This is a genomic window from Microcoleus sp. PH2017_09_SFU_O_A, from assembly GCF_020738625.1.
Taxonomy (GTDB): domain Bacteria; phylum Cyanobacteriota; class Cyanobacteriia; order Cyanobacteriales; family Microcoleaceae; genus Microcoleus.
This window is the reverse complement of record NZ_JAEQCF010000015.1, coordinates 1-14,534: the sequence shown is the minus strand read 5'-3', so window position 1 is coordinate 14,534 and position 14,534 is coordinate 1. Positions and strand designations below refer to the sequence as shown.

Sequence of the window (14,534 nt, the reverse complement as noted above, 5' to 3'; positions counted from 1 at the left end):
TAGGAGTTATGATTTTTTTTACCGCAGAGGGCGCAGAGGGCGCAGAGGAAGAGAAAAGAGAGAATTATGGTGCAAAATATTAAATAAACAGGATTGGATATGACAAATCAACGAATTGCAGCAATTTTGCGCGCCGGCGAACCAGACGAAACTGTAACCATTCAAGGCTGGGTTCGTACTAAACGCGAGTTAAAAGAATTTGCCTTTGTCGAAGTCAACGATGGTTCGGCGATGGCTAACTTGCAAGTAGTCATTAATGCTGATTTGCCCGACTTTGAAAATATACTCAAACAAATCAATACAGGTGCATCTGTAGAAGTTTCAGGAGTGCTGGTGGCATCTCCCGCGAAGGGACAGCGAATTGAGTTGAAAGCTTCACAAGTACAAGTTTACGGCGAAGCAGACCCGCAAACTTATCCGCTCCAGAAAAAGCGCCATTCCTTGGAATTTTTGCGGACAATCGCCCATTTGCGGCCGCGCACAAACACCCACGGCGCTGTTTTTCGAGTCCGCAATGCTTGTTCGGCGGCGGTACACCAATTTTTTCAAGAGCGCGGTTTTTTGTGGGTTCACACTCCGATTTTGGCTGCTAGCGACTGCGAAGGTGCGGGGGAAATGTTCGCCGTTACTAACTTCGATTTAAAGAATGTGCCGCGTACTGATTCGCAAGAAGTTGATTATGCGAAAGACTTTTTTGGGAAGCGCGCCTATTTAACAGTTAGCGGCCAGTTGGAAGCGGAAGTTATGGCAATGGCTTTCGGTAATGTTTACACTTTTGGCCCGACTTTCCGAGCGGAGAATTCCAATACTTCGCGGCATTTAGCTGAGTTTTGGATGATTGAACCGGAGATGGCTTTCTGCGATTTGCAGGGTAATATGGATTTGGCTGAGGCGTTTTTAAAGTACATTTTTAACTTTGTTTTGGAGCATTGTCCGGAGGATATGGAGTTTTTCAACGAGCGGATTGATAAGACTGTTTTGGCGACTGCTGAAAATATTATTAACAATCAGTTTGAGCGAATTACTTACACGGAGGCGATCGCACTTTTGGAAAAAGCTGACAAAAAGTTTGATTTTCCGGTAAGCTGGGGCTTAGATTTGCAATCGGAACACGAGCGCTATTTGGCTGAGGACTTGTTTAAAAAGCCGACTATTGTCAGCGATTATCCCGTCGGGATTAAAGCATTTTATATGCGCTTAAATGAGGACGAGAAAACGGTGCGAGCGATGGATGTTTTGGCTCCGAATATTGGGGAAATTATCGGCGGTTCGCAGCGGGAAGAACGGCTCGATGTGTTGGAGCGGCGCATGGACGCGCAGGGTATGAATAAGGAGGAGTTGTGGTGGTATTTGGATTTGCGCCGCTACGGTACTGTACCTCACGCTGGCTTTGGTTTGGGGTTTGAACGGTTGGTGCAGTTTATGACTGGGATGGGGAATATTCGGGATGTAATTCCGTTTCCGAGAGCACCTTTGACTATTGATTTTTAGATGCAGACGGCGGTTGAAACCGCGCCTACAAAAACAAAGTCCGCCTCCGCGGACTGAAGACAATAACATAATCTTCACAGCGCGTTATTTAACCCCTCTGAGCTCGGGTTTGGTCTGTATAGACGCGGTTTCAACCGCGAGCGTCTTCTTTTCCCATCTCAAATCTAAAATCTAACATGGTATAGGCTCATGGTTCTTCAAATTCCGTCGAGTTCCAAAGCACCAACTGTCACCTGGGAAGCCCTACCAGCCGACTTTATTTTACCGGACGATCCTGTGGAAAATATTCAACAACCGCCCCTTGCTGCCTCTCTCACCGATGCTCTGGGGGCCGCCGGACTTATTGGACTCGCCCTAATTGGTTCCAATTTTGGACTGGTAGCGACTATCAATCAGAAAACTGTAGTTAAAGCACCCGATTGGTTTTACGTGCCACAAGTGCATCCAGTTGCTGAGGGGACGATTCGCCGCAGCTACACGCCGAATCTGGAGGGTGCGCCGATATCGGTGGTGATGGAGTTTTTGTCTAATGAAGATTACGGCGAATTGTCTGTGCGATCGACTCCTCCCTACGGCAAGCTCTACTTCTACGAGCAGATTCTGCAAGTGCCTACCTATGTTACCTACGACCCCTACGAGCCCAAGCTGGAAGTGCGCTATCTGCAAAATGGGCGCTATGAAAAGCAGGCTGCTGATGCACAGGGACGGGTGCGGATTCCAGAGTTAGATTTATGGCTGGGGATTTGGCGGGGGGAACGTTTGGGACAAACTATGAATTGGCTGCGCTGGTGGGATGAAGCTGGAAATTTGCTGCTGTGGAGTTCGGAACAGGCCCAACAGGAACGCCTGCTGGCCCAACAGGAACGCCAGCGGGCGGAGGTATTGGCGGCAAAGTTGCGGGAGTTGGGTGTCGATCCCGATCGGCTGACATGAATCGGGCGATCGGGCCGCTACTCAATCCAAATTGACCCTACGGCGCTTCAAACCCAGCCTTACTGCTTGAATGCGATCGGGTTCAAATTGGTATTATAGCAATCCTTGCAGGAGTCGTAAAATTTTTACCCCTCCCCAACCCTCCTCGAACCCGCGGGGAGGGAGTAAGAAATTCACAAATGATTTAGGATTGCTATATAGCCCGATCGCCTACCGACTCAGTATTAATTATAGTAGCTAGATCGGGGGAAAGAAAGAGATCGGGAAATAGTAAAGTTTCTAAATAGTGAAACTTTATTCCATAAAGTTTTTTAATTTCTTGGATTTGTCCAAGAATCTGCTCCTTGTTGATACTCTGATTGCTTTTGATTCCCACAATCATTATATTCTTACTCGTATGTTCAGCCGCTATAAACTCAAAAACCTTGGTTTTGTAGCCAGACAATTCAAGTAAAAGCGCTCTTAATCCATCAGTCACTATTTCCGATTGCCTCTCTAGCAAAATGCCAGACTTCAGCAGATCCTTCAAAACCATATTCGGATGAATTTGTTTCCTAACTTGCTTGTGACAGCATGGTGCTAGGATAATCAAAGAAGAATCAGATTGTATCCCTTTATAAATTGCATCATCTGTTGCAGTATCACACGCATGAAGTGCGATGGTTATGTCTGATTTTTCTGCGCTATAGTTACTGATATTGCCTTGTTTGAAATGTAAATTTTTAAACTCAACTGATTGGGCGACAGAGTTACAAAAATCCACTAAATGGATTCTGCTTTCTATACCAATAACTGATGCTTCTTTGTCTAAAATATTGTTCAGAAAATCATAGATTGCGAATGTTAAGTATCCTTTGCCTGAACCCATGTCAACTACAGAGATATGACTTTTCGCTGCCAATCCTGATGATTCAATTAAGCTATTTATAATTTCTACAAACTTATTTATCTGTCTAAACTTATCTTCCATTGTTTTTACGATATTACCTTGACTGTTGGTAATACCTAATGCTGTGAGATATAAATTGTTTTCTGATTGAATATACCGTTTTTTATTGCGATCGTGTTCCTGCGGAACCGTATCAACAGGATTGGTGAAAGTAGGCTTAATAAATTTAAGTTTTGGTTTTTTATCTTTGCCATATTCAAGTTGGACATCCTGCGTCAGCGAGAATAATCTAATACTCATAAATTCACTTCCCGTCAGGGTTTTGATTAAATTTATTCCCTCTGCAATTAGGTAATTTTTTACTATTTCCTTAGTTTTGTAGCTATAGGTAAAAGAAAGTTTTATGCTGGATTTTAATTGTACGCTTCTCACAATGATTTTAGTTAAGCCGTCTTCTTTTCCTCGATATTTTCCTAAAGTTAATCTGATAAATTCTTGATTTTCTATACTAGAACCTAGAATTAACTCGAATTGCTCTTGCGTGTTGATATTCATTATATTATTTAGTAGCGGTAGCGTGCGTTGCCATCGAAAATTTACAAATTAGATCCACAATCTCGCAGTGACGCACCACACAATAGTCTGGTGCGTCACACGAATCATCGATTAGAACTCTTGCAAAAATCCAACGCACCCCACCCCAACCCTCCCCTTATTAAGGGGAGGGAGCAAGATTATTCTTGTTTCCCCCCCGCGGGAGGGGGGACTAAGGGGGGTAAATTTGACTTTTGCAAGAGGTATATTAAGTCGCCGACGGAATGGTGATATCAACAGATTGCACTTTTACAGAAGTTCCTAAGCTCGATAACGGCGGTTGAATTCCCGCAGTATTTCCCACTACTAATGTTACCAAATTCTCCGGTTTCAAGTAAGTCTTAGCTACACGCTGCACGTCGGCAATTGTGGCTGCTTCGACGCTGCGGCGGTACCGAAAAATGAAATCTTCGGGATAACCGTAGTATTCGTAGCGCATTAGTCGCGACAATGTTTGACTGGGATTTTCAAATTTGAAGATGAAAGAATTGAGGGTGGAATCTTTAGCAAAAGCTAATTCTTCGGCGGTAATTGGTTCGGTGCGGATTCGATCGATCTCAGCGCGGATTGCTTTGATAAACGGTACTGTCGCGTCCGATCGCGTTTGGCCTCCAGCCACAAACGTCCCTGGATAGTCAAATCTCGGACTCCAAGCCGCGTAAACACTGTAGGCTAAGCCTTGGCGCGATCGCACATTATTGAACAAACGCCCGCCAAAACCGTTCATAACCCCATTCATCACGTCCAAAGCACCGTAATCTGGGCTGTTCAACATCCCGCCCAAATGCCCCATCTGCACGTAACTTTGACTCAATTGCGGTTGATTTACCAAAAATATGCCGCCTTGATTCGCCGGCGTTACCGCTGGTAGCGCAGGCATTTCTGCACTTTTAGTCGGTACCCAGTTGCCGAATTTTTGCTCCACGAGCGATCGCATTTTAGCCGTATCAAAATCGCCAGAAATACCCAAAATCATATTCTTCGGGTGGAAATACTTCTGGTAGAAACCCACCAAATCGTCGCGGGAAATATTGGCAATAGTCTTGTATTCTGCTGTGCGCGCGTAGGGACTGCGATCGCCATAAATCAACTTTTGAAACTCGCGGCCCGTAATATCGTTAGGATCGTCGTTGCGACGGGCGATGCCACCTTGCTCTTGATTCTTAGCTAAATCCAACTTTTCCTTAGCAAAAATTGGCTCCCGAATCACTTCAGCAAACAAGTCAAATACAGGTTCCACATCTTCAGCTAAAGCACTAAAATTAGCGTTCCCAGAAGCAACATCAATCCCCGTTTCTACAGAAGCTGCCCGCTGTTCTAGCAACTGATTTAATTCATCAGCCGTATGGCGACTCGTGCCACCAGTTCGCATCACTTCTCCCGTCAAACCTCCCAATCCAATTTTATCAGCAGGTTCAAAACGATCGCCCGTGCGAAATAGCGCCGTTCCCCCAACTAACGGGAGTTCTCTATCTTCCATCAGATAGACTCGGATGCCATTTTTTAGCTCGAAGCGAGTGTATTTAGGCAGTTTAATTTCTGGCACCGGCGGGAATTTTAATTCATCGTAGTGCTTCGGCCCAGCCGCTAAGGAAGGCAACAAATTAAACGTGGCAAGTGAAACAGTAAAAAAGCAAAGCGACAGCAGAAATAACTTTACTTTTTTCAGTCTCAATTTACTCCTTTTCATGCTTTCTCCTAAGTTTGATATCGTGAAATAGCGTAGGGGCGGTGCTCTGTACCTGCCCTAGATGCGAGTCTATTTCCTAGTCTGCGGAGGCAGACTTAGTTTGTATAGTCGCGGTTTCAACCGCCGAGTCTGAGTGCGAGTCTATTTCCTAGTCTGCGGAGGCAGACTTAGTTTGTATAGTCGCGGTTTCAACCGCCGAGTCCAAATCGAGGCTTCTTCTTACAGCGACAAAAGCTTACCAATCGTGCGATTTTCCGGGCGGAAAGTTGCCTTAGCTACTCGCTGAATGTCAGCGGGAGCAACAGCAGCGATCGCATCTAATTGCTTAAACAGATTTTTCCACGAACCAGTTTTTACTTGATAGTCCAGCAGCGAAAATGCCATGCCCATATTAGAATTGAGCGATCGCAATAAACCAGCCCTCGCCTGAGTCTTCACCCGTTCCAACTCCAAAGCAGACACCGGATCAGTTTTTAGGCGATCGATTTCCTTACTCAAAGCCACCGCCACCTCATCAACCGTCTTACCCGGAGCAGTTTGAGCGTAAAACAGCATCAAATTCGGGTACTTTTCCCCCGGATAACCGCTAAAACCTTGAGCAGCTAGCGCCAATTGCTGTTGTTCAACCAAAGACTTATAAAGCCGAGAAGTGCGGCCGCTGCTGAGTAAAGAACCAATGATTTCATAAACCGCATTGTCAGGATGATTCATCGCCGGCCTGTGGTATCCTTCCAAATACCAAGGTTGAGTTTTTAACTTCAGCGTCACTTCCTTCGTTTGTGTTTGCGGAGGCTCCACAATTTGCAATTCAGGAGGTGCTGGTTTCGCCTTGTAGCGGCCGAAATAAATTTGAGCAAGACGCTTCACCTCCGCAGCTTTAACGTCTCCTACCACCGCCACAGTCAGCTTGCTGGGGATATAGTGACTATCGAAAAAATTCTGCACCTGGCTGCGGGTGAGGTTCTTAATATCTTCAGTGTAGCCAATCACCGGGCGACGGTAAGGATGAACAGAGAAAGCTTTGTCAGCAAAAACTTCGACCATTTGCCCGATCGCCGAATTCTCAGTTCGCAGCCTCCGTTCTTCTAAAATTACCTGTTTTTCCTTGTAAAATTCCCGAAAAACAGGCTCTAAAAAACGCTCGGATTCTAGCGACATCCACAGTTCTAACTTGTTAGCTGGCAGACTGTAAAAATACATTGTCGAGTCGATAGAAGTAGCGGCATTTAGTCCAACTCCGCCTGCTTGTTCGACAATTTTACCGAATTCATTGCGCTTGACAAATTGCAAAGCTTCGGATTCAACCTTGTCAAATTCTGCTTTGAATTTGGCGATTTCTTCAGTTTTGCCGATCGCCTTCGCTGCTTGCATTTGCTCGAAGAGTTTATCTTGTTTTTCTAGCAGCGGCTTTTCGGCTTTGTAGTCGGTTGTGCCGATTTTGGGCGTACCTTTAAAAGCTAAATGTTCGAGATAGTGAGCGACTCCGGTTTGGCCCTCTGGTTCGTTGGCGCCTCCCACGTCGGCGTGAATCAGAAACGATGCTACCGGGGATCTGGGCCTTTCGAGCACCACGAATGTCATGCCATTGTCGAGCTTAAATTCGGTGACTTGCTTGATTACGCGATCGAGCGACGGTTGCACAGACACTAATTGCGAGCCGCTAGCGGGGTTCTCGCGAGCGAGGGCGATTTCGGGGGAAATTCCCCACCACAGCAGCACAGCGGCGAGTAGGGAGGCAATGAATCGAGTTTTGGGTTTGGGCGATTCCCTAAGGGATCGCTTCGCCGCGCGTGGTTTTTGGAACTGCGGGATCATTCGATTTTAGATTTTAGATTTTAGATTTTGGATTGTCAAACCTGAGGTTTGTGCCGAATACAAGAGATTCTTGTTTAAGGATAAAGATTTTTTGAGGCATAAGCGATCTGTTGCGCCACAGATGTTAGGCTGATACAGCAAATCTCAAAAAGGGTCATTCGATTTTAGATTTTAGATTTTGGATTTTGGATTGTCAAACGGCAAGAAGTTTATGCCGAATAACAAGAGATGCTTTTTAAGCATAAAGATTTTTGGGGGCATAAGCGATCTGTTGCGCCACTTCCAGTTTAAGATTAAAGTCGCGCACTACTTAAAACTTAACATTATTTCGCCCGCCCGCCCCAAACCCGCAGTTCCAAGTGCATGAACCTAATCAAACGTAAAATACGGCTCGCTTAAAAGCTTGCTGTGTATGTCTTCCTCCTTCTTCCTTCTTCCTTCTTCCTTCTTCCTTCTACTTAAATCGCCAATTACCCATTCCAAAGCCATGCGAATTTTTAATCAGTCTCCTCCTTCAGAAACAGAAACCAAGAAGCGAATTTTACAAGCAGCTCAGCGGTTATTTGCCCGCAGCGGATACGACGGTACGACAACTCGGGATTTAGCAGCGGCGGCGGGGGTGGCGGAGGGTACGCTATTTCGGCATTTTGATAATAAAAAAGCGATTTTGGTTGAGGTGGCGACGGAAGGATGGGTGGAGTTGCTGACAGATTTGCTGACGGAATTGAGCGAGATGGGTAGTTACAAAGCAGTGGCTCAAGTGATGCGGAGGCGGATGCTAAATATCCGCGAGAATAGCGATATGATGCGGGTATGTTTTTTGGAGGCGCAGTTTCATCCCGATTTGCGCGACAAAATTCAGTTGGAAGTCATCGGAAAAATGAGTATTGTGGCTGAGGCTTTTTTTGAAACGGCGATGGAAAAAGGAGTTTATCGGAAGATGAATCCAAAAATTGTCGCTCAAGTATTTTTGGGAATGTTTGCCGTCGCCGGTTTCAGTCAGAATACAATTATGGAGCCGAATGCTTCCCCGCAGGAAATGCAGGAAATGGCGGAAGGATTGGCAGATATTTTTCTGAATGGGGTTTTAGTTAAGGATTAGTCAGTTGGCAGTGGTTAGTTGTTAGTGGTTAGTGGTTAGTGGTTAGTGGTTAGTGGTTAGTGGTTAGTTGTCAGTTGTCAGTTGTCAGTTGTCAGTTGTCATTAGCGCGATCGTCCCCGCTCGCGAACGTTATTAGCGCGATCGTCCCCGCTCGCGAACGTTATTAGCGCGATCGTCCCCGCTCGCGAACGTCATTAATCATTGGTCATTAGTAGTTCGGTTTTTTTCCTTCTTTATTCTTCCACGCATTTGTTAAATCCGTCGAGCGAATCCTTTGCCTAACTTTCTTCTACCTTATGGAAAAAATCTTAGACTATTCTATTAGGCCGCTAACGCAGGAAGACGAGCCTTTTTTGTGGCAAATGCTGTACGAAGCGGCGCACATGGCAGAAGAAGGTGAATCAACGGTGGAAGCTGTTGTGAATCATCCTTTAATTGCGAAATATGTCAAGCATTGGGGACGTGCAGGCGATATGGGCTTCCTAGCAATTGAATTGAACAGCAGCCAGCCAGTAGGAGCGGCGTGGCTGCGTTTATTTCCAGGGGATGACAAGGGATTTGGCTGGATTGACGATACTATCCCGGAATTGGCGATCGCGGTTCTTCCAGAATACACAAATCAGGGTGTAGGAACTCAATTGCTGGCTCATTTGTTGCCAGCAGCCAAAGCATCTTATCCAGCGGTATCCCTGAGTGTCAGAAGCTCAAATCGGGCCCTGAATTTGTACGAGCGATCGGGATTTAAAGTAATTGAGGGAAGCGAGATAATTAACCGCACAGCCGGGACATCATTGACTATGAAAATAGATTTTGATTGAGTAAATTATTACTCATCGTTAAACTCGTACATTTGCCTGGCCCAATTATCCCGATTTTCCTGCCATTCATCAATAAATGCTTCCCAAGTTGTATTGCTTTCTAGTTCCAGCAATAAACTTGATACTTCTTCAAGAGTCGATGCTGCTTGACATTCTTCTACCCAACTTTCCCGGCGCCGTTTCCATTGATTTTGCACCGCTTCCCACTCGATGTCTGATTCCAATTCAACTAGAAATTTTGCTAACTGTGACGGATCGACTGCTGCTTGCACGTCGCTCACCCAACTGTCGCGACGTTCTTTCCATTCTTGCGTCACTGCTTCCCATGCGAGGTTGCTTTCAAACTCTAACAGTAATTGGTTCAGTTCTACCATATTAAATGTTTAATTGTTTGCAGTTTGTGCTAAGGTGATTATACAAAAAAAATCAACAAAGAGTGTTAAAAAAATTTTAAGATTGGATTCTCAGTGAAACTACGGAATATATATCAATACGGTTAACTTAAGAGATGACAACAGGGAAAACTCATGAAAAATATACATTGCGATTGCTTCGTTCCTCGCAATGACCATCTTAAGTGAACCGTATTGGAATATATATAATTGAATAATGAGCGATGAGTTTAGGTTAGATATGCTAGATATTCCCAGGAGTTGGAATCGCGGGACAGGCGACTGGACGGGAGTTGCCGCTGCGATGCAGAGAGGGGAAACTGTAGAAGTAATTCAAGAAGTTGGTTCGACTTTGTGGCGAAACAGTCTGCCGGAAAAACATTGTTTGTATTGGGATGGGGAAAATATATCACCTATCAAAGGGCGAATTTGGATTAGTTTTACTCAGAGAAGATTTGCGCCGGAATCTGTTTTGCCGAAGGTTCAGTGGCATCCGAGAGTGTTGTGGGTAGGGATAGGTTGCAAGGCCCGAACTTCGCGAGAATTAATCGAAACTGCGATTCAAAGTGTCTGTCGCAGTTATCATTTAGCGGAAAGTGCGATCGCAGGTATTGCTACAATAGACACTAAAGCAGGCGAAATCGGCTTGCTGGAACTTTGTCGATCGCGAAATTGGCCGTTAAAAACCTTTGCGGCTGATGTTTTAAGTTCCGTTGAAGTCCCCAATCCTTCAGATGTTGCAGCAAAATCAGTGGGAACGCCCAGCGTAGCAGAAGCCAGTGCACTTTGCGCGATCGAACCAACAGATTACACAATTATCAGCAACAGGCAAGATGCCTGTTCCACAATTATTAGCAACAGGCAAGATGCCTGTTCCACAAAGAGTGAATATTCTGCTTGTGGGGTGGGCATCCTGCCCGCCCATAACAGGCTTTTAGTGCCAAAAAAAATATTTTCCACTAAAAATCCCCTCCCTTTACAAGGGGGGGTTAGGGGGGGTTCTGCGGTAACTGTAGCCGTTGCAGTTTGCCCGATCGACTATCCAGGATAATATCTTACTGCTCGACACCGGTATTCACAAATCGGCCAATCAGCCCAGAAACCAACGACAACACAATTGAACCGAACAAAGCAGGCCAAAAACCGTTAATCGCAAAACCGATACTGAAAGCACCAGCCAACCACGAAGCCAAGGAAAGCGAAATCGCATTCACCACAAACAAAAACAAACCTAAAGTCAGAATGCTGAAAGGCAGCGTCAGCAATGTAATAATCGGCCTGACAACCGCGTTTACAAATCCGATAACTACAGCAGCCAGCATCGCCGCCGGAAAGCTCGTCACCGCAATACCTGGTACAATGTTAGCGGTAATGATCAGCGAAACGGCCGCTACTATCCAAGTTAAGAAAAAACTTAGCATATCTTTTTTCATCTCCATCACTATTAATTAAGATTGTAGCTGTTTAGGCGATCGACCAAAGTTCGGGATACACTACCAAATACCCACCTTGCGACCACATCAGATTTATGAAACTCCGGCAACTAGCAGCATTCCTATTGGCGCTAACCATCTTCATCCTGCCGCGCGCAGCCCAAGCTCAATCTAAATATTACCCACCGCCGCTGTCCTTTAGCAATGCCGAACTGACCAGACGCGATTTTTCTGGCCAAACACTGCGCGCCGCTGAGTTTTCTAACGCTAATATGGACTTAACTAATTTTTCTAATGCCGATTTGCGGGGAGCAATCATGAGCGCTTCGGTGATGACTCAGGCGAATTTACACGGCGCAAATTTAACTAATGCCATGATAGATCAAATTAAATTTACTAAGGCTGATTTAAGCGATGCCATTTTAGTCGAAACAATTTTGTTGCGTTCTACTTTTGATGAAGCTGATATTACTGGTGCTGATTTTACTGATGCAATTATGGATGGCGCACAAGTTAAAGAATTGTGCAGTAAAGCCAGCGGAATTAATTCTCAAACTGGGATTTCCACTCGCGATTCCTTGGGATGTCGTTGATTTATTTTATAATCCCATTATTTCAATTTGTGGAACAGAAGGTACGTAGTTGGGCTTTAGCCCTGTTTAATATATACGCCTAAAGAGGGCCCAAGCCCAACTACGTACCTATTTTTATACAGAAGGTCGTACCTATTTTTATACAGAAGGTACGTTGTTGGGCTTTAGCCCTGTTTAATATATACGCCTAAAGAGGGCCCAAGCCCAACTACGTACCTATTTTTATGATAATAAAACCACTCTGGGGAAAGCTTGTTCCGGGCGGGCTAGAAGCCCTCCCCACAAGTTATAAACAGACAAAATTAATGTGATTGTGGAACAGGCAGGAAAGCCTGTTCCTGACAGCTCAAAACAGATTTATTAAGGCTTGGCTTTTTTCTGAGCAGCCTGATAATGTTCAGTCATCAACTGATTAACTTCTGGATTGTAAATCCGCAGATAATTCCAGTAATTCTCAAACACCGATTTCACATATCCTTTCGTTTCAGGAAACGGAATCTTTTCCGCAAAAGCATCCGGATCGCTAAAACTAAACCTCTTCAACCAATCTGCTACCGCATTCGGCCCTGCATTGTAACTCGCCACAGCTAACATCGAATTATTCTTGTACTCGTCGTGAGTATGATCCAAATACCAAGTTCCGAGTTTAATATTGTCGTCCACATTCTCCAGTGAATACTTTTTGAGGTTAATTTTTGCTGCTACCCAAGTAGCCGTTTCAGGCATTACCTGCATTAAACCAGTGGCGCCAACTGCTGATTTAATTCCGGGCATAAACCGCGATTCTTGCCGGATTAATGCTGTCACTAAAACAGGATTTATTTTCCGTTCTTGCGACCATTTCGTAATGTTTTCTAAGTACGGAAAAGGATAAAGGGCTTGCCAATAAGCTGGCTGCTGTTTGAGTGCTTGGTATTGGGTTCTATCATCGGGTTTTTCCCGCTGGCGCAAACTCCCCACCATCCACAAACCGTCTAAATTGTCTCCGACTCCAATTCGCATTAAACCGTCGGTAAACTGTTCGGCTATAGTTGGTTCGACGCGGTTGGTAAATTCTATTTGCCACAACGTCCAAGCATCTCTATCTTGACCTAATTGATACAGTTCTTTTAATGCAGGAGATCCGGCGGTTGGTTCGGGGCGCTGAGGCTGTTGCACTACCTTGGGAGATAAGTCTCGGACTGTGGTAAAGTCGCCTACTGGCCAGCCGAGAAATACTGCCGATCGCCATGCGAAATATGATTCTGGATAGCGTACAATGGTGTACTCAAAGGATGTCTTGGCATCCTGTTCGCGGCCGAGTTGCTTTGCCCATTTGCCGACCCAAAATGCTGCTTCTGGTGCTTGTTCGCTGTCGGGATTGTGGGTGGTTAATTCCCTCGCCCACTGCCAAGCTGATTTTAAATCTCCGCCTTTGGCATACTGTTGGGCGATCGCCCAACGCAATTCGGCTGCTGTATCAGAATTGTTGTATTTTGTCAATAGCAACTTGCGGGTTTGTGAGGCGGATTCACCGCTACCTGCTTTGTCGAGAAGTTTGGATTTATCTAGCAAAGCTTCGGGGGCACGATCGGGGAATTTGCCGATCGCGCGATCGAGATACACGATCGCATCCTTGGGCTCGCTCAGCCGTGACAGCCGGATTAAACCCATACCAGTATCTTCGTCATTGGGGAAATCCCGCACTAATTCTTGATAGGCAATTCTCGATTCCGGGATTTTACCGTCTAGCCACAAACCGCGAGCTTTGCGGTAAACATTTTTGGCGGTGCGGGGAGCTTTTCCGTAAGCAATCGCTCCTTTGCCGTAATCCTGTTTTTCCCAATAGCCAAAGGCAATTTCTTCCCAATCTTCGGGTTTCAAAGTGGCGCTGTTTTGCTGCGCCAGTTGTTCTAATAATGTACCGTAATCTTTGACATAATGACCGTGCTTTGCTACTAGCAGCATTAACTCGGGCTGATTGGGATTTTCTTTTAACTTCTTCCGGGCTATTTCTACACTGCGCGGATGTGCGGGAAATTCCGTAATTGCTTGCTTCCAATATTCTGGTTTCGACTTGCCTATAACATATAATGCTTCGGCAGATACTGGATCGCTAGAATAGTTTTTAAGCAGTTCTTCCCAAGCTTTTTGTGCTTTGCCTTTGTCGCCGCTCAATTCGTAAGCTTGCGCGCGTTTGAGGGCAATTTGAGCAGCTAAAACTGGATATTCTTGCTCTAAATTTTCCAGTAATTTTAATGCTTTGGTGGCATTTCCTTGCTGGATTAAATCGCTGGCAAGTAAGTAGCGGGCGCGGCTTTGAGGGGAGATTTGCTGCTTGTCGTTTGAATTCTCAGATCGATCGCCCGCGAGTTCGACTAATTTTGCCGATCGCTCATTGGGTGACAGCGATACCAACATTTTGACTTCAGAGGCGGAATTCGCTGCATCCCGAGGCCGCTGAGCCTTCTGGAAGGGGCCGACACCCATCCATTTCGCCGCACCAACCACAGAGGCGATCGCCATTATGCAAACTGAAACGCCAATTAAAACAGAAACTCGGGTTTTTCGTCGCTTTAGCATGGGAAAATTTAAGAAAATAACAATAGAAAATCGATCGCCAGCGGACTTGGCTGATATCGTACCAGAATTTATCAGAAATTTGGGTTTAAAACCCCGTCCTTCGCTTGACGGCTTTCTGCTATGGTATTCGTAGGTTGCTGACCGTGAGAACGTGAGGAAACAGGTTGAACGTCCTACTCCGGGATCTCAAAATCTTTAACCGTCAATGGTAAAAACCAAATC

12 protein-coding genes are annotated in these 14,534 nt (G+C 45.4%); 6 read left to right on the top strand and 6 right to left on the bottom strand.

From position 1 onward, the window contains the following. Positions 1-99 precede the first annotated feature (99 nt). On the top strand, positions 100-1,491 hold the full coding sequence (asnS, locus tag JGK16_RS08150) for an asparagine--tRNA ligase (protein ID WP_293190183.1): 1,392 nt from the start codon (positions 100-102) through the stop codon (positions 1,489-1,491). A 189-nt stretch (positions 1,492-1,680) separates the two neighbouring features. Further along, positions 1,681-2,424: a Uma2 family endonuclease gene (locus JGK16_RS08145; protein ID WP_293190181.1), complete on the top strand. Its 744-nt coding sequence runs from the start codon at positions 1,681-1,683 to the stop codon at positions 2,422-2,424. 193 nt (positions 2,425-2,617) lie between these two features. Here the strand turns inward: JGK16_RS08145 and JGK16_RS08140 are convergent, their stop codons facing one another. The 3 genes from JGK16_RS08140 to JGK16_RS08130 form a co-directional block, all read right to left on the bottom strand. After that, on the bottom strand, positions 2,618-3,868 hold the full coding sequence (locus JGK16_RS08140) for an SAM-dependent methyltransferase (RefSeq protein WP_293190179.1): 1,251 nt from the start codon (positions 3,866-3,868) through the stop codon (positions 2,618-2,620). A 247-nt stretch (positions 3,869-4,115) separates the two neighbouring features. Further along, a complete protein-coding gene (locus tag JGK16_RS08135) occupies positions 4,116-5,597 on the bottom strand; it encodes a pitrilysin family protein (RefSeq protein ID WP_293190177.1) in 1,482 nt (493 codons plus the stop codon). 219 nt (positions 5,598-5,816) lie between these two features. Then, positions 5,817-7,412, bottom strand: a complete 1,596-nt coding sequence (locus JGK16_RS08130) for a pitrilysin family protein (RefSeq protein WP_293181533.1) — start codon at positions 7,410-7,412, stop codon at positions 5,817-5,819. A 487-nt stretch (positions 7,413-7,899) separates the two neighbouring features. On the opposite strand from JGK16_RS08130, the gene JGK16_RS08125 reads away from it, so the two are divergent. Both JGK16_RS08125 and JGK16_RS08120 read left to right on the top strand, forming a co-directional pair. Beyond that, complete coding sequence (locus tag JGK16_RS08125) at positions 7,900-8,514, top strand: TetR/AcrR family transcriptional regulator (RefSeq protein WP_293190175.1); 615 nt, start codon at positions 7,900-7,902, stop codon at positions 8,512-8,514. Positions 8,515-8,810: 296 nt separating this feature from the next. Continuing rightward, the gene (locus JGK16_RS08120; protein ID WP_293181527.1) at positions 8,811-9,332 is read left to right on the top strand and encodes a GNAT family N-acetyltransferase; all 522 of its coding nucleotides are present in this window, start codon (positions 8,811-8,813) and stop codon (positions 9,330-9,332) included. An 8-nt stretch (positions 9,333-9,340) separates the two neighbouring features. Here JGK16_RS08120 and JGK16_RS08115 read toward each other — a convergent pair whose 3' ends face one another. Then, the gene (locus tag JGK16_RS08115; protein ID WP_293181524.1) at positions 9,341-9,706 is read right to left on the bottom strand and encodes a hypothetical protein; all 366 of its coding nucleotides are present in this window, start codon (positions 9,704-9,706) and stop codon (positions 9,341-9,343) included. Between the two features lie 235 nt (positions 9,707-9,941). On the opposite strand from JGK16_RS08115, the gene JGK16_RS08110 reads away from it, so the two are divergent. Further along, entirely contained in the window at positions 9,942-10,775 is an 834-nt protein-coding gene (locus JGK16_RS08110; protein WP_293190173.1) for a cobalamin biosynthesis protein, read from the top strand. 4 nt (positions 10,776-10,779) lie between these two features. Here the strand turns inward: JGK16_RS08110 and JGK16_RS08105 are convergent, their stop codons facing one another. Next, complete coding sequence (locus tag JGK16_RS08105; protein WP_293190171.1) at positions 10,780-11,145, bottom strand: phage holin family protein; 366 nt, start codon at positions 11,143-11,145, stop codon at positions 10,780-10,782. Between the two features lie 107 nt (positions 11,146-11,252). On the opposite strand from JGK16_RS08105, the gene JGK16_RS08100 reads away from it, so the two are divergent. Next, positions 11,253-11,750, top strand: coding sequence for a pentapeptide repeat-containing protein (locus tag JGK16_RS08100; RefSeq protein WP_293181516.1), 498 nt, complete (start codon positions 11,253-11,255; stop codon positions 11,748-11,750). A 360-nt stretch (positions 11,751-12,110) separates the two neighbouring features. On the opposite strand, the gene JGK16_RS08095 is transcribed toward JGK16_RS08100, so the two are convergent. Continuing rightward, positions 12,111-14,312: a transglycosylase SLT domain-containing protein gene (locus JGK16_RS08095; protein WP_293190169.1), complete on the bottom strand. Its 2,202-nt coding sequence runs from the start codon at positions 14,310-14,312 to the stop codon at positions 12,111-12,113. Positions 14,313-14,534: the final 222 nt, after the last annotated feature.